The sequence below is a fragment of the Paenibacillus tundrae genome, from assembly GCF_036884255.1.
In the GTDB taxonomy this organism is placed as follows: domain Bacteria; phylum Bacillota; class Bacilli; order Paenibacillales; family Paenibacillaceae; genus Paenibacillus.
Map to the genome: position 1 here is coordinate 3,204,811 of NZ_CP145605.1, position 26,527 is coordinate 3,231,337.

Below are 26,527 nucleotides of genomic sequence, written 5' to 3' on the forward strand. Positions count from 1 at the left end.
ATCAAGCATTTTTCTAGTCGTACCTAGCATGCCATGTTAAATTTATCGATAAAAACAAAGGAAGAGAGAGGATTATTATCCTCTCTCATGAAATTCGCAGAGATTTAGAATGCCCAGTTTCCGTTCAGGAAGATAGCTTCTTCTGTGCCTTCGGAAGTTACACCGTGAATATTCATTTCTCCAGATCCAATCATAAAGTCCACATGCGTAAGGCTAGAGTTCAAGCCAGCATCAATAAGTTCTTGCTTGGACATCGATTTTCCGCCTTCAAGACAGAATGCATAGGCATTACCGATTGCCAAGTGGTTAGACGCATTCTCATCAAACAGCGTGTTGTAGAACAAAATATTCGTATCGGAGATCGGTGATTGGTGAGGAACGAGTGCAACCTCGCCCAGATAGTGTGCGCCTTCATCCATTTCGACCAGGTTTTTGAGAGCATCATATCCTTGTTCAGCGGTATAATCTACCACTCGGCCGTTTTCAAATGTAAGGGAGAAGCCGTCGATCAGGTTACCGCCATAGCTGAGTGGTTTGGTGCTACGAACAGTACCATTAACCCCTGATTTCAGAGGTGCGGTAAATACTTCTTCCGTAGGCATATTAGCAACGAACACATGGCCTTGTTCATTGACACTGCCGCCAGATACCCACAGATGTCCTTCTGGAAGTTCGATCGTCAAATCTGTGCCTGGAGCTGTGTAGTGAAGCTTTTTATATTTCTTCTGATTAAGCAGATCCGCACGGGAATCAAGGTTGGATAGATGCGTTTTCCATTCAGCGACGGCGTCTTGCTCACCAATGCGAACCGTTTTGAAGATCACATCCCATAATTTGTCCATTTGTTGTGCTTCTGGAACATCCGGGAATACTTTGGCAGCCCATTCTGGTGATGGAACAGCAACGATCGACCAGCTAAACTTGTCGGCCATTTGCAATGCACGGTATTTTTCAAGCGCTTTGGCACGTACTTTCTGGCTAGTCACGATTCGCTCCTGAGCGACACCGTTCAAGAGATCAGGATTCTCGGCGATAACATGAAGAACTGCTGCACCTTCTTCTACAAGCTCAGTCATTTCGCCTGCGAACCACTTAGGTTCGATTGAGAAAGACTCTTCTGGAGCCAGATCATAGTGAAGACGAGTAACAACCTCATCGCTCCAATTCACTTTGACCAGTTTGGCACCTGTGTTATACGCTGCTTTTACGATGAGACGAACAAAATGTGCTGCAGAGATGGGTGCATTCACAACCAGTGTTTGTCCAGGGTGCACGTTAACCCCGACTTTTACGGCCAGTTCCGCATACTGCTGTAGATTGGTTTCAAAATTATTCATGCTATATTCTCCTCCAGTAATCATAGATTGTCGTAGCCCTCGTCGGCTGATACAGCCCTCATCATGTGTATGTAAGGATAATAAAAGCTCCTTCATTGAATAAGGTATACGTTGCTACGATATATATTGTACAATTAACCAATAATAATTACCAAACCAGGTTTACCATAAAATGTGGAGAACCGTTCTAGATGAGAGATTAAAGGAGAGAACGAGAGTGAATATTGAAGTAATTCGCGCTGAAATGCGCCGTGAAGATGAGAAATTGTATGTGGGAAATACGGTTTTTAAGGCTGAAGGAACCCAGTCACAGTATGAGATTACTTTTATGAGCAAAAACGGTAAGGATTGGGATTACAGTCTTCATTTCACCGAGCTGTCCGGGGACGAAGAGGAATTGCTTCGGATGGACGAGCTGCTAGAGAATGATGATGATCTCTACAATCAGTTGCTTGATGCTGCACTGGATGCTTATCCTGCCTAAATGCAATAACTTATGTGATTACATGTTTTGGTTCTATTATGGAATCGCACTGACTATACTAGACGGTGTATGCCTGTTTAAGGGTGTACACCGTTTTATTTTTTTTTGATAATGGAATAGATATGCCAGAAAAGGGAAGTCTACGACAGAAGAATCGAGTATAGAGGGACAATCCGCCTGAATGGGAGGTAACCGTGAATGGCATCTGACAATCTGATTACATCAGGAATGACGGGGCTTGAAGAAGTCGCACACGATATCCTCAGCATGCGAACACTCTTTGTGAATGTGATATTCATCGGTGAACCAGGAAGCAGAAAATGGGTGCTTGTGGACACGGGAATGGCGAAGTTCACTGATCATATTGTTGAAGTAGCAGCAGAGCGATTCACCGGACCGCCATCTGCCATCATTTTGACCCACGGGCATTTCGATCACGTAGGTACCGTCATTGAGCTTGAGCAGTTTTGGGGCGTACCCGTGTATGCACATCCGCTGGAAATTCCCTATTTGACGGGTCTGAAAGACTATCCGCCTGCTGATCCTACTGTTGGTGGTGGGATTATGTCTCGATTGTCCTTTGCTTACCCGAATGAAGCGATTAATCTGGATGATCGGATTTTCAGTTTGCCGGATGATCATTCTGTTCCAGGAGCTCCCGGATGGAAATGGGTGCATACGCCAGGACACACACCAGGGCACATCTCACTGTTCCGGGATCAGGATCGTATCCTTATTGCTGGAGATGCCATTGTCTCTGTGAAACAAGAATCGCTCTGGAGTGTCCTGCTTCAGGACAAACAGTTGCATGGACCACCGGCATACTTTACGACCGATTGGCAGGCAGCTCATCGATCCGTCCAACAGCTTCGACAGCTCGAACCGAACATTGTCGTTACAGGTCATGGGCATTGTCTTACCGGCGAGATGCTAAGTGAATCACTGCGTAAGCTGGATCTTGATTTTGAAGAAACGACAGTACCGGATCATGGGAAATATGTAGATTAAACTCCACAGACAACAAGGATAATAAAATTATAAACGAGTAAGACAGCGGCACTGGATGCTTGCTGTCTTTTTCTATGTTATGGTTCGTTAATTGATGGATGTGTTCTATATCATAGATTGGTATTTTGTGCCCAGTCATGATATATTCGAGCCGTATAGTATAAACCTTAGTATGCACAGGAGGTACATATAACAATGACACATCAGAATCAAGCGGTTGAAGAACAATTTGGCGGTATCCCCGCTGTCTGGCTTCGCTTTAATCAATTTGAAGCGGCAGTTATCCCAAGCGTAGGTGGGAACCTTGTAGCTTATCGGGATACAGAGCAGGGGCATCGCTATTTGCGGGAGCCAGATCTGAACAATATGGATGAATTCCGAGCAGCACCTGCGGTGTACGGTATTCCGATTCTATCTCCGCCCAATCGGTATGAGGATGGACGTTTTCCTTGGGACGGTGAAATCTATCAACTTCCGGTAAATGAACCAGCAACAGGCAATCATCTACATGGTTTTCTACATGATGTGGAATGGAACGTAGAGGGATATGGCGTTAACGAGCTAGAGAGCTATGTTCTGTTGAGTCAGGAAGTGAAAGAGGGACATCCTTTCCATAAGTATCTGCCGTTTACGTTTACGGTGACACTTCGCTACTCATTGAGTCAAGAGGGACTGCAACAACAATTAAAAGTAAGAAATAACGGAACGAAGCGGATGCCTAATTTGTTTGCTTTCCATACAGCGATTAGTGTACCTTTTGATGCAGCGAGTCAACGCTCGGATTATACAGCTAAAATTACGATTGGACAGCGACGTGAGTTGAATGAACGCTCTTTGCCTACAGGTGAATTTCAACCGCTTACACCGGATGAAGAGAAATTGAAGGCAGAAGGTGTGAATCCGTTTTTTGCTGCGATGGACAACCACTACACGGCTGTACCGCAAAATGGACGTAACTATATGGAACTGACGGATCATCGTACGGGTCATAAGCTGGTTTATGATGTAGGCACGTCCTACAAACACTGGATGATCTGGAACAACAATATGGAGGATAACTTCTTCTGCCCCGAACCACAGATGAACCTTGTGAATGCACCGAACGTGAAAGGGGCTTCTGCAGAAGAGATCGGACTCATTGGTCTTGAAACCGGAGAGATCTTCGAGCAGACAAGTCGCTTATATCCAATCCCTGCTCAAAAATAATGCCACGCCCGTTTTGCGGTACGCTTACAATTTTGTCGAAAAGGTGAAAATCTACTCGCAAATCATGTATACTATGACAAGATACACCCACTTTTGAGAAAACCCAGACCATTTTTTTGGAGGAGGAAAAGCAAGTGGAATACCGCATTGAAAGAGATACACTTGGAGAAATGAAAGTACCTGCTGACAGATTATGGGGAGCTCAAACCCAACGTAGTAAAGAGAATTTTCCGATCGGGCGCGAACATATGCCCATGGAAATCATCCGCTCTCTCGCTATTTTGAAGAAAAGCGCTGCGGCGAGTAACCATAAATTAGGTAAGTTGTCTGCTGCCAAATCCGATGCGATCGCATACGCTGCCGATGAGATCATCGCTGGACGAATTGACGATCATTTTCCGCTTGTGGTATGGCAGACGGGTAGTGGTACACAATCCAACATGAATGTGAACGAAGTTATCGCCAATCTCGGTAACCAATTGTTAGAGCAAAAGGGGAAGGAAGAACGTCTTCATCCGAATGACGATGTCAACATGTCCCAGAGCTCGAATGATACGTTCCCAACAGCACTGCATGTCGCAGGTGTACTTGCTGTTGAAGATCAGCTTTTGCCAGCGATCGCTGTACTGAAGAAAACATTGGCGGATAAATCTGAAGCGTTCAAAGATATCATTAAAATTGGACGTACTCACCTTCAGGATGCCACTCCGATTACATTGGGTCAGGAAATTAGCGGATGGGAAGCGATGCTTGCGAAGAGCGAACGCATGATCCGCGAAAGTGTGCAATACATGAAGGAACTTGCGATTGGTGGTACAGCGGTAGGAACGGGAATTAATGCGCATCCGGACTTTGGTGATTTCACTGCCAAAGAGATCGGCAAACATACAGGTAAGGATTTTGTATCCGCGCCGAACAAATTCCATGCGCTCACAAGCCATGATGAGGTCGTTTACGCACACGGTGCAGTAAAAGCGCTTGCAGCTGATCTCATGAAAATTGCCAACGATGTACGCTGGCTCGCGAGTGGTCCGCGTAGTGGGCTGGGTGAAATTAGCATTCCTGAGAACGAGCCAGGCAGCTCCATCATGCCGGGTAAGGTTAATCCTACGCAAAGCGAAGCGTTAACGATGGTGGTTACACAAGTCATGGGTAATGATGCAGCCATCGGATTCGCTGCAAGCCAAGGTAATTTTGAACTTAATGTATTCAAGCCAGTAATCATCTATAATTTCCTTCAATCGGTGCAATTGCTTGCAGACTCCATCATTGCCTTTAATGATAAGTGTGCAGTGGGCATTGAACCTAATCTGGGTCAGATTGAACATAATCTGAACAACTCGCTTATGTTGGTTACTGCACTCAACCCGCATATCGGTTACGAGAATGCAGCCAAAATTGCGAAGCTTGCGCATAAGGAAGGGCTGTCTCTGAAAGAAGCAGCACTGCAAACGGGGTTGCTTACCGAAGAGCAATTTAATCAGTATGTAGACCCAGCGAAGATGATCGCGCCAAAAGCTTAAGGAATGAATATATTTTGAATAGAACGATAAGAAGCGGCCTGTGAGAACAGGTCGTTTTTTTCTTGTGAAGAATAATAGATGATAATGCTTGTCAGCAATGTACGCATGCATATAAAATACATATGCAAGTATAATAGTACGTGTTCAAAAAGTAGCCTATAGTAATTGATTGGTTTATATCATTGGAGGTTAAGTGGTGCTAAAAAGGAGAAGATTCACAATACGCTCCAAAATATTAATAGGTTATCTTGTGGTTGTATTGTTATTTGGAGCGGTTCTGCTAGTTCTGACAGCTCTGATTAACACATTACAGAAAGAAAATGACTTTATCAGCCATCATGACCTGGATGTACACAATTTGACCAACTCTATTGAAAAGGCTGTTCTTGATATGGAGACTGGGCAGCGGGGATTCATGCTTACGGGAAACGAGACATACTTAGAACCTTACATACAAGGTCTCGCCCAATGGAATTCTCATTATGAAGCACTCTATGAATTAGTGAATGACAACCGGTCGCAACAGCTCAGTCTTGAGAATATCAAGACACATATTACCCGGTGGATTGAAGTAGCTGGTGAACCTTCTATTGAACTGAAGAGACAGGGAGATCAGGAGCAGGTACTTGCATTTTTTCAATCCGATCCTGGTAAAACCGAAATAGATCTATTAAGATCACAGCTCACGAACTTCCGAAACACAGAAATTGCTCTGACCGAAGCGAGGGTTACTGACCTGGCAGCCCGCAGCTCAACACTACTGACGGTCATGTACAGCTTGTGGGGAGTAATTGCAATACTGTCCGTTCTAGCGGCAATCGTAATCTCCGGCAATATTGTCAAAACGTTACGTGATGTCAAACAAACCATTAGTGAGATTTACAAAGGCGGAAACCTCACACAACGTATCCCTGTACGCACCAATGATGAGGTTGGTGACCTGGGCGATGAGACGAACAAACTGCTGGACACCGTACAAGAGCAGAATCGAACCAAAGATCGTATTACTGAAATTGCTACGCTGATGCAGAATCCAACAACATTAGAGGGATTATCGCGGCGGTTTCTGAATGAGCTTGCCATGCTGTTAGATATTCCGTATAGCGTCTTATACTACTGGAAAGATAATCGGCTGTTGCGTGTTGCTGCATATGCGGCTGATGGCGACAAAGAACGGTCGCTAGGTAAAGTTTCACTGGCACCTGGCGAGGGGCTTGTAGGACAAAGTGCGAATGAGCAACGAATGCTGCGCTTAAACGATTTGCCGCAAAATTACATTCGTATCTCGTCTGGGCTCGGACATGCACCTGCAACATCTCTTACGGTTATCCCTGTCATCTTCGAAGGAAAAACGATTGCTGTCATTGAACTTGCTTCGATGAAGCCACTACAGGATAGTGAGATTGCGCTACTTAATGAACTGATTGATATATTTGGTGTATCGCTTCATTCGACTGTAACGCGTATGGAACTGCAGCAGCTGTATGATGAGTCGCAGGTACTAAATGAAGAGTTACAGGCACAGTCTGAGAAGCTTCAGGTGCAAACGGAAGAAATGTTATCACAGACGGAGGAGCTTCAGATGCAGACCGAAGAGCTGCACATGCTCAATGAACGTTTAGAGGAACAAAAGGATGTGGCTGAGTCCTCAGCTAGCGAACTGGCTGAAGTCGCCGATCAATTACGCACAAGCTCAGGGTACAAATCCGAGTTTCTGGCCAATATGTCTCATGAACTACGCACTCCGCTCAACAGTATGTTAATACTGTCTGAAATTCTGGCAGAGAACAAAAATCAGCACTTAAATAAAGAAGAGCAGAAATACGCTTCAGTGATTCATGCATCTGGTAAAGACTTGCTTAATCTGATCAATGACATTCTCGATCTATCCAAAGTCGAAGCTGGCGAGATGGAAGTCGATTTCAATGACGTCTATCTGGACAGTTTGCCAGAGATGATGAATCAATATTTCTTAAAAATAGCTGAGCAAAAGGGAATTGATTTCCGTATCCAGTTGCACAGCAATCTCCCGGAAACGATTATCTCTGACGAGATGCGTTTGCATCAGATTCTTAGAAACTTACTCTCGAATGCATTCAAGTTTACGAAACAGGGTGAAGTTGCTCTTACCATTTCCAGAGTGACTTTACCTAGTGCAACGAAGAAGAGCCAAGAAGACGAGGTTATTGCATTCTCGGTTAGTGATACAGGAATCGGTATTGCAGAACATAAGCTGTTACAGATCTTTGATGCGTTCAAGCAGGCGGATGGAGATACAGCGCGGAAGTATGGCGGAACAGGTCTCGGACTTTCCATTTCCCAATCACTAGCGAGTTTGCTGGGAGGTTCCATCTCGGCAACGAGCCGGGAAGGGGAGGGCAGTGTATTTACTTTGTTCCTACCGCTGCATCACGATGAACAAGAAGATGTGTATGATTCCAGACTCTTCACGAACGAGGTGGCTTCAACGATACCTCAGCTTCCGGACACTACATCTTCAAGAGTGCCACACACCTCGTCTGACATATCACCCAATGAGATGTTGTTGACACCTCTAGAAGAGTCACTGCTTCGCGGACGTCAGGTGCTTGTTGTAGACGATGACATTCGCAATGTTTATGCGTTAGCTAACGCGCTGGAACGGTATGATATGCGTGTGATCACTGCTCAGAACGGATACGAATGCCTCGAAATGCTAGAAAGTGGTGAGGCCAAGCCGGACATCATTATGATGGATATTATGATGCCAGAATTGGACGGCTACGAAACGACACGCCAGATTCGGAACAGATTAAATCTAACCAGTCTACCGATCATCGCGTTAACGGCGAAGGCAATGAAAGAGGATCGTGATAAATGTCTTGCTGCAGGAGCATCGGATTACATCAGTAAACCGTTAAATATGAAAGAGGTCATTTCTCGAATGAAATTATGGCTAAGCCATGAGACGCTCGGAATATAGATTATCCTACAAGGTATCGTAATTCATATTAACATCTCTAAACCCATGAACATGGTGTAGCGTATGCTTGCCATCGAGTCATGGGTTTTATTTTTTTAGATGTAAGCTATTTCCAAGATAATGATGTTATAATACTTAACAATCATCGCGGTTATTTATGAAAATATGATCTATAGAAAGTAGGAAACTTCATTAAGACGTATAAAACGAGACTTTAAACTCAATTTATTTAACTTTACTTGTCATATATATGGGAGGTCATGTCCATGCAACTTACGGTGAAAGAAGCTTTGCAGGTATATCCTTTATCTGAGGCGAAATTGGTCGCAGGTGGAGAGGGAACTTCACGGATGATGAAATCTGTCAATGTCATGGACGCTCCAGATATCGCGGATTGGATTAAATCGGGAGAGCTGTTATTTACGACAGCTTTTATTATGAAAGACAATGACACGGATGCGTTGCATCTGATGCGTAGATTGAATGATCGTGGCTGTGCAGGCCTTGGTATTAAGCTTGGTCGTTTCTGGGATTGTATTCCGCAGGGCATTATTGAAGAAGCTGATCGCTTGCGTCTGCCGCTTCTTGAACTCCCATTTCAATTCACATTTTCAGATCAGATGAATGCCTTGTTCAAAGTAGAGCACGAGCGCACGCATCGCTTGCTGCATGAAGTGGTACAGAAGCAAAAGAAGCTAATGCATTTTGCTCTGCAACAGCAACAGCACCGGAACGTATTTGCAGAGCTTGCCACCGTATTAAACTACCCAATTGCTGTCATTGGGTCACGAGGACATGTATTGTACGGCAGTGATGGAATAGCAGGCGATGCCATTGCTCAAGGCTGGCCGTGGAAATCTATTATGCATCGTGTTAAGTGGAACCAAGGTAGCTGTCACCGTGTACCGATCAAGCAAAGCGATGAACAATACGGATTTTTGCTTGTATTTACGGATTCTGCCCTATCACTGCGAGCGGAGGAAGAGTTGTTCCAACAAGCTGCGGATGTACTCGCTTTTTATATGGATATGACGTATCGGGAACATATTAATCCGACAGTACAAGACGAGATGCGTACGTTGCTTACCCAGTACTTGGAACATAAATTGAGTGTTGAGGAATTAACAAAGATGAGTGAGAGCAAGGGTATTCATCTCTTTCAAGGCACATATCAGTGTGTGCTGATTACGCTAGAGCCTTCCGTTTTTGCAGAGGGAAAATTGTTGAAGCAGATTCATCGTGAGCTACAATATAACCCATTAATGCAATTTACGGCTTCACAGCACTTCCAGATTGAAGATGCCATCCTGTCCATCTATACCTGTCCAACAGGTCGGGACTATGGTGAGGAACTATCTAGTTTTCTGCTTAGTCGATTCGCCGATGTGCTTAAAGCGCAAGACGTCAAAGGGGAGTCGTCCCCACGCTTCTGGATTTCCAAAATGAAGCATGAGCCGAAGTCGCTCCGTGAAGCTTACCAGGAGTGTCTGGATACGCGTCAACTGGCGCGTCGATTCGGGATGAAGGATCGAGCCCTTCAATTTGAAATGTTGGAATTCGCCTATGTGTTTCAATATGTACCGGATAACATTATGGAGACATACTGTAACAAAGTATTAGAACCGTTATTAGCACGAGAAGGGGATCCCAATCAGGTCTTGATGAATACACTGGAATCTTTCATTGAAAATGATGGGTTAATCAATGAAGCGGCGAAGCAACTATATGTACACCGTAATACGGTTACCTACCGGATGGAGAAGGTTGGAAGTTTATTGCAGATGGACTTTAAGAAGACAAATGATCTGCTCAAATTAAAGCTGGTATTCACTTTCCGCAAGTTTATTCGGGATAAGACCACGATTAGATCTTGAAGTGAACTGGAATTAAGCTTGTGCAATGTTCCAAAAGGACATTTCTTCACATTATCCACCGTGATCTCATGAGAGATTGCGGTTTCTTTTGTGTTTTCCGACTATGAAGGGGGTGTATTCCGTGCATTATAACCAAATTACAAACTTCATGTTATGTTATATGACAAAATTGCGTCAATATCATTGCTGTGTGATAAGGCGATACGTAAAATGAAGAACAACAATTCACAGTAGACCGGAGGTTATCATATGAGCGAATTCATTAAACTCGTTAACAACTGGTCTATCACACAGTTTGTGCATACGTTTGGCGGTTTGTTTGAGGAATCACCTTGGGTGGCAGAGCTTACTTGGCCAACAAGACCATTCAATTCATTTGAACAGATGATGAAAGTCATGACGAGTATGGTTCTGGTTTCGAACGAGGACGCACAGCTAGAACTGTTGCGTAAACACCCTGATCTTGGAGCTAGAATTCATATGAGTAATCATTCGGTGAATGAACAGTCCGGTGCTGGTCTTGATCATCTAACCGAGGCACAGTACAACGAACTCCGAGAATTAAATCAAGAATATACAAGCCGATTCGGCTTTCCTTTTATATTGGCAGTGAAGGGTCATACAACAGATTCAATTCTGGAAGCGATCCGGCAACGTAATCATCGTCGTCCAGAAGAAGAGTTCCAAACCGCACTCCAAGAGGTTTTCAAAATTGCTTCCATCCGCCTGGAGCAATGGATAGATCAGATGGGAGATGAACAGGCCTTGGTAGTTCGAGCTGCAAAGACGCAGCAACGAACGATGTATTACGGAAAAGGGGACATCTGGATCTATCGTTCCTATGCGAAGCCGTTAACTGGAATACAGGTAATTCCTGAATCTCCTTTTGCCGGAAGGAGTAATATTTTGTTCGGTATGAACGTTAAAGTCGCGATACAAGGGGATCATTTATTACCTTTTTTTGCAGGATCGGATCTTTCCGATTCCCTTACGACCGAAGCTATGAATCAGTTCATTTTAAGGCATGCTTCTGAATACACCGGCGCTACAATGGAGGGGTTTCTCGCGTATGTAAGTGAGCGATTTCTTGTAATCTACCCACAGATAACTAAGATTCAGATGACAGGAGATCAGATTCTATTTGAGGAGACTCCGATTCAAACAGAAGGTGGTTATCAAGTAAGCGACCTGGTATTTCGTTATTCGCAGAATGATCGAGCCACGGCAGCGATTGAAGCACAACATGTTGGTGATCGCGTAGAGCTGAACAATCATTTTAGCGGGATTGCCGATCTTAGGCTTATCAAGGTTGAAGGTAATAGACTAGCAGATCACAGGAATGCAACATTTACAGCATCGTCAAAAGGAACGAATTGTCCGCTTGCTCTCTATCTAAGCGTGAACTGGCGTTACGCAGATCCAAGAGACGGGATACATGATGAACGGGGGCGTTACGTTCCTGCGGAGCAAGTGAGAGATATAGCTGCTACTGCATTCCATGATAGTACATCGACTTCAATTGAGCATCTGCTGTATCAGATTGGACACCGGTTGCTAAGTCGATTTGATCAATTGTGTGAGGTGTCCTTTGAATCCAATAGCCGAACGTGGGAGAACACTGTGAGCGTAATTCAGGAAAGCGAGAGCTCTCCAAGGGGGGCTGTATACACAGAGCCTAACCCTTCATATGGATTTCAGGGATTCTCCATGACACGAGACGATCTGGAGAGCCATCCAATCAACTCCAAGGAAGAAGGTGCATGATGACTACAGCGTCTACGGGACGAATTACAACACATGTGTTAGATACATCCCGAGGCATACCTGCTGATGGGGTTCCAGTTGCACTATATGTCCTAACCTGGGAAGTAGACAGGGAAATTAGAACCAAGATTGCAGAATCCATGACCAACCTTGATGGAAGATTAGACACCCCATTGATCGGAAATGGAGAACTGAGCATAGGAATTTATGAGATTCAGTTTAATGTCGAGAGTTATTATGCGCAGCGACCTTTGGGTGAAATGGCGCAGACGTTATGGGGAGTGGTGCCGATTCGATTCACGGTATCGGATGCGACAAGTCATTATCATATACCATTGTTAATTGCTCCAGGTGGCTACAGTACATACCGAGGAAGCTAAAGTTAACAAAATAGCACCCAACTACAACAAGTGAATAACTGAACCGCTTCCGGCAGTTGACTTCAGCCATAAATGGTTCTCAAACGTGTTACAGAGGAGGTTGAATGATGACAGAATCCGACGTTCAACCACAACCGGGGTCGCCTATACCCTATGTTCCTTTACCTGAACTGGAGCTTGTAGAATTACAAGCAATGCTGGATTGGCTATCCACCTACGGAGCAGATGCACAGGGCAGCGTCACTCGTTTATTGTATGACAACGCTTGGTCTGAAGCACAGCATGCTCTAGCCAAACAGATGGCAGACAAAGGTTTGGTTCCGGCGTTCGATCAGTCAGGCAACTTATATGGAACATTGAGCAGTGAAGGATCAGCATCCTTCGATGAGGATAGAGAAGCTCCCTATCCCATTGTTACTGGCTCTCATATCGATTCAGTCGTTCATGGCGGAAAATATGATGGAGCATACGGTATTGTAGCCGGCATCCTTGCGTTGGAATACTTACACAAGCACTTCGGTAGACCGAAGCGGACACTAAAGGTAGTGTCACTTTGCGAAGAAGAAGGCAGCCGATTTCCCTTTGCATATTGGGGATCAAGGAGCATAACCGGTGTGACAACATTGGAGGAAGTCCAGCACCTGCTTGATCAACAAGGAGTATGCTTCTCCCAAGCGATCTTGGGAGCTGGTTTTGGGCCAGATCGTGGCTTGGAGCCTGCTGTTCAAACCTATGGGGCATTTATTGAGCTCCATATTGAGCAGGGTCAAGTATTGGAACGACACTCCCGTTCGATTGGGATTGTATCCGATATCGTAGGACAGAGAAGATACAACCTTACCGTTATAGGTGAGGCGAACCATGCGGGTACTACACCCATGTTATGGCGTAAAGACGCACTTGCGGGTGCGGCAGACATGATTGTTGCGATTCGAAGGATTGCCCTGCAGACAGGCGAGCCGTTCGTAGCCACGGTCGGTCGCATCGTGGCAGAGCCGGGTGTGGGTAATGTCGTTGCGGCCAAAGCTACATTCTCTCTTGATATTCGACATGTCAGACAAGAGATCTTAGATCGTTGTTGGCAGGATATGTTACAGGCTTTTCGACGTATTGCTGCTGAATACCAGCTTCATTTGGAATGTGAAGAACACCTTTCGGTAACACCAACCCCTATGAATGAGAAGATCCAGCAAGATATCCAAGAGATCTGTGAACGTGAGCAAATTTCTTATCTGCATATGCCTAGTGGGGCAGGACATGATTCGCAGATTTTCCAGCCGGCTTGTCCAACAGCGATGATTTTTGTGCCAAGTCAACAGGGTATTAGTCATAACCCTCGTGAATTTACAACTGAAACGGATCTAATGAATGGTTTTCGGGTACTTGTTTGCTTGCTCTATAAATATGGCTATGAGGATTGAAGGACATATCGTTTTATCGTTTACCATTAGGTAAATCCATATAGACGGAGAGACGGAGCTACATTTTTAGAACGGGAAAGGAGGAGCTGTATGCAGAATCAAATGCCGATATCAAGAGGGAATATGGTGACTTCTCCTCATTACCTGGCAAGCGCAGTGGGAAGCACGATCCTTGGACAGGGAGGAAATGCTTATGATGCAGCAATCTCAGTAAGTGCGGCACTCGGGGTGGTGTATCCACATATGACAGGGCCAGGAGGAGATGCCTTCTTCCTTATGCACGATGGAGCTACGGGAGAGGTTACGGGTTATAACGGAAGTGGTCGCGCTGCCGCAGGGATCAATGCAGCTACTTTCAAATCCATGGGCATGACCTCAATTCCCGTGCGGGGTGTGCTGAGTGCAATTACCGTGCCTGGCATGGTCGATGCTTGGTGGGAAGTCTGGTCACGCTATGGAAGGCTGCCCTGGGCGCAGTTGCTCGAACCGGCCATTCGTTATGCAGAGAAAGGGTGTCCCGTATCACGTGATCTCCGTATATGGCTGGAACGTAACGAAGCATTGATCATGGAGCAGACATCGCTTCGAGCGTCATTCGCTCCATTAGGCACACTTTTGCAAGAAGGGGAGCTATTGGTGCAGCCTGAGTTAGCCTCTTCTTTGCGTATGATTCAAGCCGATGGCCGAGAGAGCTTTTATAGCGGAGAGCTAGCGTCTCGTCTAACATCAGCTATTCGTGAAGATGGTGGCATGCTTGCACCTATTGATTTTGCTAGTCACAAAGGCGAGTGGGTGGAGCCAGTCAGCACGGATTACCGTGGCTATGAAGTACATCAGATGCCTCCCAATTCCCAAGGCTTCTCCCTGTTAATGATGCTAAATATGCTCGAACATGTTGATCTATCTTCAGTACCGCGTACATCACCAGAGTTCTATCACCTTGTGACAGAAGTGGTGAAGAAGGTTTTTCGTGACCGGGATCGATATCTTACAGATCCGGACTTTAGAGACATTCCGCTAGACCGTCTGTTGTCCAAAGGATACGGGCATGAGCTATGGAGTGAGATTCACACGCTCCCACCTGTGGCTCAACCCTTTTTATCTAAAATGATTGGTCAGGATACTGCTTATGCTGCAGTGGTGGATCAGGAAGGGAACGCAGTTTCGTTTATACAAAGTTTATATTTCGATTTTGGCTCTGCTTATGTACCTGGAGATACAGGCATCATTATGCAGAATCGAGGATCTTTTTTCTCGCTGAATTCGCTGGATGCGAACGTACTAGAGCCTGGCAAAAGAACCTTTCATACTCTTATGCCTGGACTCGTCACACATCATGGGAAACCGTATATGCTTCTAGGCACACAAGGAGGAGAGGGGCAGCCACAGACCCAGATATCTATTATTACCGGTGTAATTGACTATGGGTTGACGATTCAAGAGGCGATTAATTTGCCTCGCTGGTTGTATGGCCGAACGTGGGGCGAGAAAAATGATCAGCTGCGCGTGGAAAACCGTTATCACAATGATGTATGCGAGACTCTTACAGCATGGGGACATAAAGTTGAAGTTAGAGCACCCTGGGATGATGTTATGGGACAGTCGCAAGGTATTGTTATTCGTGCAGATGGAATGATCAGTGGCGCTGCAGACCCAAGAGGTGATGGTATGGCTATCGGCTGGTAACACGTCATTTATAGGGCGTGCCTAATGATACGAATGACAGTCGTATGATGAATAGTAACAATGCCATAAATAGAGACGGATCGCGAAATGATGGGGGAGATTACGATGGGAACAATTCTACTAAAAGGCGCACAGTTAGTCACGATGAATGCGGCAGAGGACGTATTCACTGGGGATCTACTAATAGAAGATAACAAAATCAAAGAAATCGCCGTGAATATTAATGTTGAAGCAGATCAAGTCATCGATGTGCGTGGCAAAGTGCTCCTGCCTGGTTTTATTCAGACTCATATTCATCTGTGTCAAACCTTATTTCGCGGACGAGCGGACGATCTGGAATTAATGGATTGGCTACGTCAACGGATCTGGCCGCTTGAAGCAGCACATGATGAGGAATCCGTGTATTATTCGGCAATGCTTGGCTTAGGTGAGTTAATCTCAAGTGGAACTACAACTATTCTGGATATGGAAACGGTACACCATACAGAATCAGCGTTTCAGGCTATGGCTGAGAGTGGAATACGTGTGATCTCAGGTAAGGTCATGATGGATCATGGTGATGAAGTGCCTGAACCTTTACGTGAAAATACTGCTACTTCCTTACAGCAAAGTGTCGATCTGCTGGAAAAATGGAACGGGTTCGGCGGTGGACGGATCCAATATGCATTTTGTCCACGTTTTGTTGTGTCTTGCACTGAGGAATTGCTAATTGAAGTTCGTGACTTATCGAACCAATATCATGTGAAAGTGCATACGCATGCTTCTGAGAATCGCGGAGAAATCGAGCTGGTTGAACACGAGCGTGGTATGCGTAACATCGTGTACCTTGATCATATTGGATTAGCTACTTCTAGACTGGTACTGGCTCATTGTGTGTGGCTCAGTGAAGAAGAGAAGCAGATTATCCGCAAACGCGGTGTCAAAGTCACTCACTGTCCTGGCTCGAATATGAAGCTATCTTCCGGTATTGCGGATATTCCTGATCTCCTGAATCGACAAATTGCGGTAGGGATTGGTGCGGACGGCGCTCCATGCAACAACAATCTGGATATGTTTCAGGAAATGCGCCTAACTGCGCTAATTCAAAAGGTACCACATGGGCCAACCGTCATGGATGCACGGACTGTGCTGCGGATGGCAACGATGGGAGGTGCAGAAGTGCTTGGCATGTCCAAAGAGATTGGAAGCCTTGAGGTTGGCAAAAAAGCAGATATGGTTCTGCTGGATTTGGATGATTTCCATACCTATCCTTCATATGAGACAGACGTGTATTCACGTGTAGTTTACTCAGCGACACGTAGCTGTGTAGAGACCGTTATTATAGACGGAGCTATTGTGCTGAGCCATCGTAAAATCCAAACGATTGATCGGGGCATTGTCCTGCGTGAGTCGGATAAGAGCATTGCCAGATTGATGAAGCGGATCTAACCGAACTAACGGATTCAAAGTGTAGTGAACTATATTCATCTTGGAGCTTAAACGGGTCTACAAGAGAGGTGGAGACGAATATGGAGATGCATGATCTGAGTGCCATTGTAGCGAACTGTACTAACCGCTACGTACTTGCCACAGCGATCAAGGTAGAGGGTCATGCTTATCGTAAACAAGGTGTCTCTATGCTTTTGACCGAAGATGGCAGCATGTATGGTAGCATCAGCCCAGGATGTCTGGAAAGTGATCTACAGGCACGTGTGGAGCGCATTTTAAATACTGGACAGCTGGAGATCGTGGAATATGATATGCGTCCCGAAGATGATCTGTCTTGGGGAGAGACGGTGGGCTGTGGTGGATTGGTAGTTGTACTGCTTGAGCCGGTTCAAGGCAAGCTGTACGCCATGTTAGTGGCGATGAACGAATATTTGCACACGGGCACTCCTGTTGAATTAACGCGTATATTTCAACAGGGGTTCTCCAAGATCAATTATCGACTGAGTCTCATACGCATAGAGGGTGACAAGGGTCATATTGATGAATCGGAACAGATTGCATTAATGGAGCACATTCGAATGAACGAATCTAACCATGCTAAATCTCAGCCTATATCAGTGCTGAATGAAATGGAAGTTGTGCGCAATGAGCGCAAGCCTGAATCAGTCTCAGTGGAAGCTAATCCGTGTGACTTACCCTCTCAATTTACTTCCACTTATTATGCTAAACCCCGCTTAATCGTTATTGGCGCAGGTAATGATGTGCTCCCCGTAGTGAAGCTTGCCCAACTGGCAGGCTTTCGCATCGTGGTTGCTGACTGGAGAGAATCGCTGTGTACTGCTGAACGTTTTCCTGACGTGGCGTTGTGTCTAGGATTTCCACGCGAGATTCTGTCAGCTCTTCAATTCCAGAGAGACGATCACATTCTCTTGATGAGTCATCAATTCCCAAGGGAACGAGAAATGTTGGAGCTCCTGGTAGGCGTGAACTATGCATATCTAGGCATTATGGGCTCGAAGACAAGAACAGAGTGTCTATTAAACGGATTACCGCCATTATCCCATGTTCATTCTCCTGTCGGATTAAGTATCGGAGCAGAAGGACCTGATGAGATTGCTATAAGTATCGCCGCAGAGCTTATTGCCAGTAAACGGAGCGTGGCGGCCTCGCGTCAAAAGGCTAAGAAGGAGGTTGAACATGGGACTGACGGGTATTCTACTTGCAGCAGGTAAAAGCTCTCGCTTGGGTCGGGATAAGTTGTCAGTGGTTATGCCGGACGGGAGGTCTTTGGCTACGTGGTCTCTAGAGGCTGCACTCGGTTCCAAGTTAGAGCGAGTTATATGTGTTGTCAAACCAGAGGATATCTTATCGTGGATCCCAAGACGATGGCTATGTTCAGCATCTTATGCTTATCAACCTGAGGCGAAATTGGTGATCTCTGTCTGTGATGCTTATGCCATGGGCATGGCTCACTCGTTACATTGTGGCATACGAAATGCTGAGCAATATGAGCCAGACGGGTATATGGTGATGCTGGCAGATCAGCCACTTATTGAAACTCAGCAGATTAACGAGATCATAACGACCTTCGAAACAAATAAACAATCCGATTATGTTGCAGCCACAGATTGTGAAGATGGTAAACCACCTGTTGCTTTTCGCTCACATCTGCTTGCTCAACTCTTATCTCTTCGTGGTGATGAGGGAGCAAGGAGAATCATGCGCAACTCCCAATTCACCGGCACATACGTCTCCTTACCTGCTCCTAGCTTCTGGGATGCCGATACGGAAGATGAGTTAGAACGGATCGTGCACTATATGGAGCATCTTCATCCATCACAAGATACACAACTATTATAATTGAGGTACTAGGGAGAGGAATTGACTTCATCTTATCTGACTTTATTCTATCTATTAATAGATCTACCAGTCCAATGGGCTGGTCTATTTGTGTTTTACTATGTCACATTTGGATCGTTCTATCATGCATTGAGCACAATTCTGACTTTTGTTTTATACATTTATCCAAAAGCATGTAAACATAATTGACGTTATAACTGTACTCCAATATGATTTGAACAATTATTCGGATCGTATAGGCAATTCATATGCCTAATATGACACATAATCGGACTAATTAAACGTATCAACGACATATGGGTCATAGCCAACCTCCTGTTAATGGAAGAGAGAGAAAGGAGTGGGATGATGGTCATGCCAGCGTACGGATCAGGCGCGATGCCAACAGTATGGCAGCCCCAGGATTTACATGAACTGAGCGAGCTGAGGAATAGGCTTCAGGGTAGATATTGTTTTACTGCTGGTGGAACGTTACTTCGAACGCAGTGGGAGGGTGGTTTAGTTGCTTCTCCTGAGCACTTGATATGCCTTTCCGAGCTTCCGGGTGTAAGTGACATATATGCTGAAGAGCAGCAGCTGGTGATTGGTGCATTGACTCGTCTGAACAGTTGTGAGGCAGATACGCTGGTGGCACAATTTCCCCTTTTGCAAGAGGCTATTCGCGTGATCGCTGCCCCTTCCATCCGAAATGTGGCAACGTTAGGTGGCAATATTGTATCGGGTGTGGGTGACACGATTACTGCCTTGTTAGTTTACGATGCGCAGTTATGTTGGATGACAGATCGAGGTATGGAAATTCGCAGCTTGGCATCATGGCTAAGCGGAGGACAGGATGGACGTCGGAATCCGGAAGATGTCCTGGTCTCTATTCATCTACCGATGCAAGACAAGGATTCGCTGGAAGTTGATATGGGTCACCACAGTCCACACATGAAGGAGATAAGCTACTATCGCAAACTAGGACGGCGTGAAACCTTTAGCGCCTCTCTGGTGACAGTGTCAATCCATGGTGAAATTGGCGTGGATGGTCGTTGGAAACGGATGGCGATCGCCGCAGGCGGAGGATCGGGTATGGCGATGCGATTGCCACTGTGCGAGCAGCTGCTTCTTGATGAAGTAGCATCGGTAGGGCAAGCAGCGGTTCTTGCATCGATGGTTATGAATGAATTCGTAACATATGGCGATGCATTCGCCTCAGAACGATATCGGAAACAGACTGCTGGAAATTTGCTTGCTGCTGGTCTGTGGGAAGCAATGAATTAATTAGAATGTAACACATCGGGAAGGGGGAGAGAGGATGCTGCTGAATCGAAAGGTTAGTGGAAAACGATGGCATTTGCGCCCAGATGGAATCGGTAAAGTGACAGGACAACTCCAATATTTGACGGATATGACACACCCGGATATGGTCTATGGAAGAGTGCTTCGAAGCGTCTATCCTTATGCACGGATTATTTCAATTGATACGTCCGAAGCTGAAGCTATGGAAGGTGTTCTAGCCGTTCTTACGTCGAAGGACGTGCCTGGCCTGAATCGGTTTGGGATTGCAACTCCAGATCAACCCGTATTCTGTGAGGATGTTGTCCGTTATGTAGGCGATGCGATTGCAGCAGTGGCTGCCATCTCTTCTGAGCGGGCAGCACTTGCTCTGGATGCCATTCGTGTTGAATACGAAGAATTACCTCCATTGGACAGCACGGATGTAGCACTTGCTCCAGGTGCACCTGAACTGCATGAGCATGGACCGGGCAATGTATTACATCGCACCGAAATTAAACGAGGCAAGATAGAGGAAGCTTTTGCAGCCTGTGAGCATGTGGTGAGTGAGACGTACTATACACCTCGCCAGATGCATGCCTATATGGAAACAGAGGGTGGGCTTTTTATCCCTGATGAGTCAGGTAGACTTCATGTGTATGCAGCTACGCAGCACGGGTATAAAGACCGGATGCAGCTCGCGCGAATTATTGGTTGCCTCGAGGAAGATATCCGGGTCGTCTCCTCGCCGATTGGTGGTTCTTTTGGTGGAAAAGATGAATTGAACGTCCAGCCGTATGGCGCGCTCTTAGCTCTTCGTTGTTTGCGTCCTGTGAAGATGCATAATTCGCGGAAAGAATCTGTTCGTGCTGGTCTGAAACGGCATCCGATGAAGATTGAGATGCAAACAGGTATTAGTCGCGAAGGTATCATTCAAGCTCATCGAGTTCGAATTACGGCAGATACGGGTGCGTATGCCACGTTAGGAGCACCCGTGCTTAATTTTGCAACAGAGCATTGTCTTGGTCCTTATTCTATTCCGCATGTTGATGTGGAAGGGGTCTCTGTGTATACCAATAACGGTTTATCTGGTGAATTCCGTGGGTTTGGTGGAAATCAAGCGATCTTTGCAATGGAAGGGCAGATGGATCGTCTGGCTGAAATAATGAGAATGGATCCATGGGAATTCAGAAGACGTAATATGAGGGGGAAATCAGACCCGGGACCACTCAATCAGCGTATTCTCGTAACAGATGGCTTGTCTCAGGTGTGGGAGGCGATGGAACGCTCTGATCTATGGCAAAAATATCAGCAGCCACCGCCCAATTCGTCGCTGCCTCCATGGATCAAACGTGGAGTAGGTGCAGCTCTGGCTATGCATGGCGCGGGGTTAGGCTATGGAATTCCTGATCCCGCGGGAGGGCGCTTATCCTTGAATAAGGATGGCAAGATAGAGGTGGCTTTTAGTTACGAGGAGTTTGGTCAGGGCCTCATTGCTACATTAGAAATTATGCTCTGTGACTTGTTTCAATGCAGTACGTCGGATCTTAGCATCATCATAGGAGATACAGACCGGGTACCACACAGCGGTTCCAGCACTGCATCACGTTCAACCACGATGGCGTGGATGGCTCTGCAACGTTTGCATACACCGTTTCGTTCGAAACTGTTGTCAGTCGCTGCGGCGAGTGTAGGGATTGCAGCAGAAGAACTTGTAACCGGACCTGGAGGGATATGGCGGAAAGGTCAGCTCCAGCCAACCGGAATGCTGGTATCCTATGTGGATCTAGTGCAGCAGGGTGAAGAGGAAGAATGGATTTTCGATACACAATTCGCATATCCAACAACGCCAGATCAGGTCGTAGGTGGACACTATCTATACACGTATGCAGCGGTTGCTGCAGAGGTTGAAGTCAACACATTGACTGGTGAGGCTAAATTGTTGGATACGCACCATGTCGTTGCGGCAGGTCCTGTCATTAATCCCATGGGTTTCATAGGACAGATCGAAGGCGGCAGTGTGATGGCACTCGGGTTTACATTAACTGAGGATGCACTCATGCAGGATAGCCGTTATGTAACAACCAACCTTGATACCTACTTAATCCCAACTATTCGAGATATTCATACTGACTTGAAAGTAGAAGCGATTGAAGATCTACCTGAAGGAGATCCATTTGGACCAAGGGGAATTGGCGAAATCGGATCTGTAGCACTAGCTCCAGCAATAACTGCTGCTATTCAGCAAGCGACAGGTGTATGGGTGAACCGCTTGCCTGTATCACGTGAACAACTGATGAAGCCTGTCGATGTACCGTTACAGGAAGGAGTGCAACCCTCATGAGTAAACCGCTAGCTAACTTCTGGACAGCCGTTATTAATGGGGAAGAGCAGCAGTTACAGATCACTCCAACGACTAGGCTTGTTGATATTCTAAGGACGCATTTGAATCTAACAGGTACAAAAGTATCTTGCGAGGTAGGTCGCTGCGGGGCATGCATGGTTCTAATGGATGGTGACCCGGTAAATTCCTGCTTATTGATGGCTTATCAATGCCAAGGTCGCGAGATCACAACGATTGAAGGACTGAGCGGAAATCAAGAAGGGGATCTGCACCCGATTCAACAAGCATTTGTTGAAGAAGGGGGATTTCAATGTGGTTACTGTACGCCCGGGATGGTGATATCCACCAAAGCATTACTGGATCAACATCCGCAACCAACGCAAGAACAGATCGAAATTGGTCTCTGTGGTAACTTGTGTCGTTGTACTGGATATGGCGGTATCCTTCGTGCCGTAAAGAGCGCAGGGGAGAGCCTGTGTGCAGCGGATAAGATTACGGAAAATACGGAGATGGAACGAAATGATTATGATGTCGTGGATTCTTAGGTTCATAACGTTAAGAAGACCGGGTGCTAGAGTGGAGTTTTCCATAGGGCATCCGGTCTTTTCTGTGGAAAGCTCGTATTAATTAGCTATATAAAAACGAAGCTCCATCTCTAACGAACCCAGTTGGTCTTAATGGCGGCAGAATTTCATTATTAGCATGCTAACGAATCATTGGCACGTATTTGGGCACGAGGATTAGCTCCATTTGGCGGTATTTCTTCATAATAAGCATTCTCAGATTCGTTACCATTTCCATTCATTGTCCTCGAGCCCAATAAGGTCTCTATGATTCGTTAACACCTACGAGTTTCTATATCAGAATGCTTGAGCAATAGCTCGATTGAAAAGGTGAGAACAAGATGCGGGCGCAGCTCCAAGCTCTAAATAAGACATTCATTACATCATTATTAAGATAAATAATTGGTTTTGAAATGAAGCTATCCAAAAAATATCGCAATTGAATCGTATTTTATATACGTAACAAATATTATGTAAACTTATTATTTTCGATATCAGCCATAAGCTGTGTCTATAAGCTTTTAGAAATCCATAGGTGTTTTTAGGGGCTAATTGAGCTGTATTTTGGTCTTAACGATTGAACAAAACGTATTAAGTTATTTCCCTTAAAATTTCTAGAATTAATGATTATATTAATCAATATGACGAAGTTTATAATCGTTTTCGATATGCAACACTAAAATTCATTTTTCTCCTTGCAATTTAAAATATTTTCTTATTTGATCGTTGTTTAACGAACTAGTCACACAGGCATCAAACGATAATATTGATAGCCTGATTAATAATGTAATTATATGGATTAAAAGGAAGTTAAGACAGGCGTTCTTTAAGAAATACAACTCCAGTTCTGCTTCAAAATTGACCTTAAAAATGTAAAAACACCTTCACGATCCGCTTATGGCATGATGAAGCGAAAAGATGAGAAATGCGGCTATTACGCGGTTTTTAGATCATTCTCATATGGATTTGCGATGGATTTAGCAACGCTTTCAATGTATGCTTTTGAAAACTGGAAAGGAAGTGGGAAAATGGAACGCGAACTGGCGTTGGAAATTGTCAGAGTAACAGAATTGGCTGCTTTAGCCTCAGCACCATGGATGGGAAGAGGAGATAAGAACAGCGCAGATGAAGCGGCTACTTTGGCCATGCGCGCCATGTTCGATTCCGTGTCTATTCGCGGCACGGTAGTAATCGGTGAAGGTGAAATGGACGAAGCGCCCATGCTGTATATCGGTGAGGAAGTGGGCAACGCGGAAGGACCTGAGGTAGACGTAGCTGTAGACCCTCTGGAAGGTACAGAAATCGTAGCTAAAGGTCTAAATAATGCTTTATCGGTTATTGCGGTGGCTGGGAAAGGAAACCTGCTCCATGCACCGGATATGTATATGGAGAAGCTAGCTGTTGGCCCTGCTCTCGTTGGCAAGGTCAGCATTGAGGATCCAGTTGAAGTCACTTTGGAAAAGGCCGCGGCCGCCCTGAACAAAAACATTTCGGATTTGACTGTCATGATTCTGGATCGTATCCGTCACGAAAGTACCATCAAAACGCTGCGTAAGGTTGGGGTACGGATCAAATTCCTCAGTGATGGTGACGTTGCAGGTGCAATGGCTCCTGCTTTCCCGGAAGCGGGCATTGATCTGTATGTTGGATCGGGAGGTGCACCAGAAGGTGTGCTGGCTGCTGCTGCATTATCATGCTTAGGTGGTGAAATACAAGGTCGCTTGATGCCGGCCAATGCCGACGAGTTCCAGCGCTGCTTGCAGATGGGAATTGATAACCCCTATAAAGTATTAACGATGCAAGATATGATCGGCACAGAAGATGTTATTTTTGCAGCAACAGGTGTAACACCAGGTGAGATTCTGGGAGGTGTGCGTTATTTAGCGGATGATCGGGCTGAGACGGACTCCATTGTGATGCGGGCCAAAACGAAAACAATCCGTTTCATTCGTTCACAGCATTTCCTGCCGAACAAGGAAGTGTTGCACAAAGTAAGACAGCTACAGTCCATTCCAGAACCGTCTGATCGTATCCCGAGTCATATGAAGACAATGGAGCAGGCGGAGTTTAGCCAATCCTCTGTAGACCATAGTCTAATGACTTCAGCAGAACACGGATGAAGGAAACGCTCGACAAACTAATAGGATTATAGAATAATATGTGCTTTTATTAAATGGACTTCAGAAACTAAATAAGATGGGGATTCTGCCTTGCGCAGATCCTCATTTTTTTGTGTAAAAAGCATTGACAACGTTTACAACCCATGAGAAAATGTACGCGCGTACATAAAATGATGAAATTTTAAACTTATATGTGAATTCCGACATGATGAACGATCATGTTCTATTAATTCAGTTCAGTTAAAGGGGGTGAATGTCGTGGCATCACGTAAAGAAGTGGCTGAGCTTGCGGGTGTCTCTGAGGCTACCGTATCCCGTGTGTTAAATGGAGTTGGGCCAATCAAAGAGGAAACCAAGCGCAAAGTACTTCAAGCTTCTGAGCAACTTGGATACGTTCCGAGTGCACTCGCTCGCAGTTTTGCTAGGAGCAAAAGCGGTAACCTCGGTGTAGTGATGCCTTATGTTCCTAAAGCACATTTGTTCTCTGCCTATTTCTTCTCTGAAATGTTAAGTGGTATTGGGAACAAGGCGCGGGAAAGTGGAATGGATCTGCTCGTTATGTTTCGAACACCGGATGAGGTTATGAATTACACAGATCTGTTTCGTAGGCAGAAGATAGATGCTTGTATCATTCTTGGTGCAAGAGACGATCCGGGAGAACTGTCGGCACTGCAGCAGCTTCATCAGGAAGGGCATCCATTTTGCGTCATGAACCAGCATTTTGCAGGTCAATCCTTCGTGGAAGTGGATGCGGATCATATTGAGGGTAGCCGGCAAGCGATTCGCCATCTGACCGATCAGGGCTACCGCAAGATTGCTTTTCTCAACGGACCAGACAGCTATTCGAACAGTCAAGAACGATTGCAGGGTGTTCAGATGGGGATGCAGGAAGCCCAAATGGAGCTAGATCCCAGCCTGTTACTGGAAGGTAACTACAGTAGACGAAGTGGTCTGGAAGCTGCGGGGCGCATAGCTGATCGCCTACATGAGATTGATGCTGTATTTGCAGCAAACGATCGGATGGCCATCGGGGTAATGCATGGGTTGCGCGAGCGTGGCATACCGGTTGAGGATTTCCCTGCTTTTGTAGGGTACGATGACTCCGATGCCGCCGAAATGGCGGTTCCACCGTTGACCAGTGTGCGGGTTCCGTTTTACGAGATGGGGGAGCTTGCTACTAAGAAACTCATTGATGAGAAGGTAGGAATTCCGCCTACGAATCTTACTCGTCTATCTTCAGACTCCACCAGACATCTATTACCCACCGAGTTAGTTGTTCGTGCTTCATCGATCCGTTAATGGTAGATAAT

Annotated in this window: 19 protein-coding genes; 18 read left to right on the forward strand and 1 reads right to left on the reverse strand. The window is 45.6% G+C overall.

The window, feature by feature from the left end:
* Positions 1 to 104: 104 nt before the first annotated feature.
* A complete protein-coding gene (locus V6W81_RS14395) occupies positions 105 to 1,337 on the reverse strand; it encodes an aminopeptidase (RefSeq protein ID WP_307216770.1) in 1,233 nt (410 codons plus the stop codon).
* A gap of 217 nt (positions 1,338 to 1,554) precedes the next feature.
* On the opposite strand from V6W81_RS14395, the gene V6W81_RS14400 reads away from it, so the two are divergent.
* The 18 genes from V6W81_RS14400 (at position 1,555) to V6W81_RS14485 (ending at position 26,516) form a co-directional block, all read left to right on the forward strand.
* Positions 1,555 to 1,821 (forward strand): hypothetical protein, encoded by a 267-nt coding sequence (locus V6W81_RS14400; RefSeq protein WP_186380910.1) that lies wholly within the window; start codon positions 1,555 to 1,557, stop codon positions 1,819 to 1,821.
* 198 nt (positions 1,822 to 2,019) lie between these two features.
* Positions 2,020 to 2,829 carry an MBL fold metallo-hydrolase gene (locus tag V6W81_RS14405; protein WP_338543874.1) on the forward strand — a complete coding sequence of 270 codons (810 nt, stop codon included), beginning with the start codon at positions 2,020 to 2,022 and terminating at the stop codon, positions 2,827 to 2,829.
* A gap of 195 nt (positions 2,830 to 3,024) precedes the next feature.
* Positions 3,025 to 4,035, forward strand: a complete 1,011-nt coding sequence (locus V6W81_RS14410; protein WP_338543875.1) for an aldose 1-epimerase — start codon at positions 3,025 to 3,027, stop codon at positions 4,033 to 4,035.
* A gap of 134 nt (positions 4,036 to 4,169) precedes the next feature.
* Entirely contained in the window at positions 4,170 to 5,558 is a 1,389-nt protein-coding gene (gene fumC, locus V6W81_RS14415; RefSeq protein ID WP_338543876.1) for a class II fumarate hydratase, read from the forward strand.
* A 196-nt stretch (positions 5,559 to 5,754) separates the two neighbouring features.
* The gene (locus V6W81_RS14420) at positions 5,755 to 8,520 is read left to right on the forward strand and encodes a CHASE3 domain-containing protein (protein WP_338543877.1); all 2,766 of its coding nucleotides are present in this window, start codon (positions 5,755 to 5,757) and stop codon (positions 8,518 to 8,520) included.
* 266 nt (positions 8,521 to 8,786) lie between these two features.
* The gene (locus V6W81_RS14425; RefSeq protein ID WP_338543878.1) at positions 8,787 to 10,394 is read left to right on the forward strand and encodes a PucR family transcriptional regulator; all 1,608 of its coding nucleotides are present in this window, start codon (positions 8,787 to 8,789) and stop codon (positions 10,392 to 10,394) included.
* Positions 10,395 to 10,643: 249 nt separating this feature from the next.
* On the forward strand, positions 10,644 to 12,158 hold the full coding sequence (uraD, locus tag V6W81_RS14430) for a 2-oxo-4-hydroxy-4-carboxy-5-ureidoimidazoline decarboxylase (protein ID WP_338543879.1): 1,515 nt from the start codon (positions 10,644 to 10,646) through the stop codon (positions 12,156 to 12,158).
* On the forward strand, positions 12,155 to 12,538 hold the full coding sequence (uraH, locus tag V6W81_RS14435) for a hydroxyisourate hydrolase (protein ID WP_235540308.1): 384 nt from the start codon (positions 12,155 to 12,157) through the stop codon (positions 12,536 to 12,538). The genes uraD and uraH overlap by 4 nt, the downstream gene beginning before the upstream one ends.
* 104 nt (positions 12,539 to 12,642) lie before the next feature.
* Positions 12,643 to 13,959 carry a Zn-dependent hydrolase gene (locus tag V6W81_RS14440; protein WP_338543880.1) on the forward strand — a complete coding sequence of 439 codons (1,317 nt, stop codon included), beginning with the start codon at positions 12,643 to 12,645 and terminating at the stop codon, positions 13,957 to 13,959.
* Positions 13,960 to 14,049: 90 nt separating this feature from the next.
* The gene (gene ggt / locus V6W81_RS14445) at positions 14,050 to 15,645 is read left to right on the forward strand and encodes a gamma-glutamyltransferase (RefSeq protein WP_338543881.1); all 1,596 of its coding nucleotides are present in this window, start codon (positions 14,050 to 14,052) and stop codon (positions 15,643 to 15,645) included.
* Between the two features lie 105 nt (positions 15,646 to 15,750).
* Positions 15,751 to 17,073 carry a 5'-deoxyadenosine deaminase gene (locus V6W81_RS14450; RefSeq protein ID WP_338543882.1) on the forward strand — a complete coding sequence of 441 codons (1,323 nt, stop codon included), beginning with the start codon at positions 15,751 to 15,753 and terminating at the stop codon, positions 17,071 to 17,073.
* A gap of 80 nt (positions 17,074 to 17,153) precedes the next feature.
* A complete protein-coding gene (locus V6W81_RS14455; protein WP_338543883.1) occupies positions 17,154 to 18,305 on the forward strand; it encodes an XdhC family protein in 1,152 nt (383 codons plus the stop codon).
* Complete coding sequence (locus tag V6W81_RS14460) at positions 18,271 to 18,933, forward strand: nucleotidyltransferase family protein (protein WP_338543884.1); 663 nt, start codon at positions 18,271 to 18,273, stop codon at positions 18,931 to 18,933. The genes V6W81_RS14455 and V6W81_RS14460 overlap by 35 nt, the downstream gene beginning before the upstream one ends.
* Positions 18,934 to 19,287: 354 nt before the next feature.
* Positions 19,288 to 20,196 (forward strand): FAD binding domain-containing protein, encoded by a 909-nt coding sequence (locus V6W81_RS14465; RefSeq protein ID WP_338543885.1) that lies wholly within the window; start codon positions 19,288 to 19,290, stop codon positions 20,194 to 20,196.
* A 34-nt stretch (positions 20,197 to 20,230) separates the two neighbouring features.
* Complete coding sequence (gene pucD, locus V6W81_RS14470) at positions 20,231 to 22,534, forward strand: xanthine dehydrogenase subunit D (RefSeq protein WP_338543886.1); 2,304 nt, start codon at positions 20,231 to 20,233, stop codon at positions 22,532 to 22,534.
* Entirely contained in the window at positions 22,531 to 23,079 is a 549-nt protein-coding gene (locus V6W81_RS14475; protein ID WP_338543887.1) for a (2Fe-2S)-binding protein, read from the forward strand. Before pucD ends, V6W81_RS14475 begins: the two co-directional genes overlap by 4 nt.
* A gap of 1,046 nt (positions 23,080 to 24,125) precedes the next feature.
* Complete coding sequence (gene glpX, locus V6W81_RS14480; RefSeq protein WP_338543888.1) at positions 24,126 to 25,217, forward strand: class II fructose-bisphosphatase; 1,092 nt, start codon at positions 24,126 to 24,128, stop codon at positions 25,215 to 25,217.
* A gap of 249 nt (positions 25,218 to 25,466) precedes the next feature.
* Positions 25,467 to 26,516: a LacI family DNA-binding transcriptional regulator gene (locus V6W81_RS14485; RefSeq protein WP_145047701.1), complete on the forward strand. Its 1,050-nt coding sequence runs from the start codon at positions 25,467 to 25,469 to the stop codon at positions 26,514 to 26,516.
* Positions 26,517 to 26,527: the final 11 nt, after the last annotated feature.

What these genes read in the sequence shown, in the direction of transcription:
- V6W81_RS14440 (WP_338543880.1), top strand. Translation starts at nt 12,643, where the DNA reads ATGATGACAGAATCCGACGTTCAACCACAACCGGGGTCGCCTATACCC.
- glpX (WP_338543888.1), top strand. Translation starts at nt 24,126, where the DNA reads ATGGAACGCGAACTGGCGTTGGAAATTGTCAGAGTAACAGAATTGGCT.
- V6W81_RS14450 (WP_338543882.1), top strand. Translation starts at nt 15,751, where the DNA reads ATGGGAACAATTCTACTAAAAGGCGCACAGTTAGTCACGATGAATGCG.
- ggt (WP_338543881.1), top strand. Translation starts at nt 14,050, where the DNA reads ATGCAGAATCAAATGCCGATATCAAGAGGGAATATGGTGACTTCTCCT.
- V6W81_RS14425 (WP_338543878.1), top strand. Translation starts at nt 8,787, where the DNA reads ATGCAACTTACGGTGAAAGAAGCTTTGCAGGTATATCCTTTATCTGAG.
- V6W81_RS14455 (WP_338543883.1), top strand. Translation starts at nt 17,154, where the DNA reads ATGGAGATGCATGATCTGAGTGCCATTGTAGCGAACTGTACTAACCGC.
- uraD (WP_338543879.1), top strand. Translation starts at nt 10,644, where the DNA reads ATGAGCGAATTCATTAAACTCGTTAACAACTGGTCTATCACACAGTTT.
- uraH (WP_235540308.1), top strand. Translation starts at nt 12,155, where the DNA reads ATGATGACTACAGCGTCTACGGGACGAATTACAACACATGTGTTAGAT.
- V6W81_RS14460 (WP_338543884.1), top strand. Translation starts at nt 18,271, where the DNA reads ATGGGACTGACGGGTATTCTACTTGCAGCAGGTAAAAGCTCTCGCTTG.
- pucD (WP_338543886.1), top strand. Translation starts at nt 20,231, where the DNA reads ATGCTGCTGAATCGAAAGGTTAGTGGAAAACGATGGCATTTGCGCCCA.
- V6W81_RS14405 (WP_338543874.1), top strand. Translation starts at nt 2,020, where the DNA reads ATGGCATCTGACAATCTGATTACATCAGGAATGACGGGGCTTGAAGAA.
- V6W81_RS14395 (WP_307216770.1), bottom strand. Translation starts at nt 1,337, where the DNA reads ATGAATAATTTTGAAACCAATCTACAGCAGTATGCGGAACTGGCCGTA.
- V6W81_RS14465 (WP_338543885.1), top strand. Translation starts at nt 19,288, where the DNA reads ATGCCAGCGTACGGATCAGGCGCGATGCCAACAGTATGGCAGCCCCAG.
- V6W81_RS14410 (WP_338543875.1), top strand. Translation starts at nt 3,025, where the DNA reads ATGACACATCAGAATCAAGCGGTTGAAGAACAATTTGGCGGTATCCCC.
- V6W81_RS14475 (WP_338543887.1), top strand. Translation starts at nt 22,531, where the DNA reads ATGAGTAAACCGCTAGCTAACTTCTGGACAGCCGTTATTAATGGGGAA.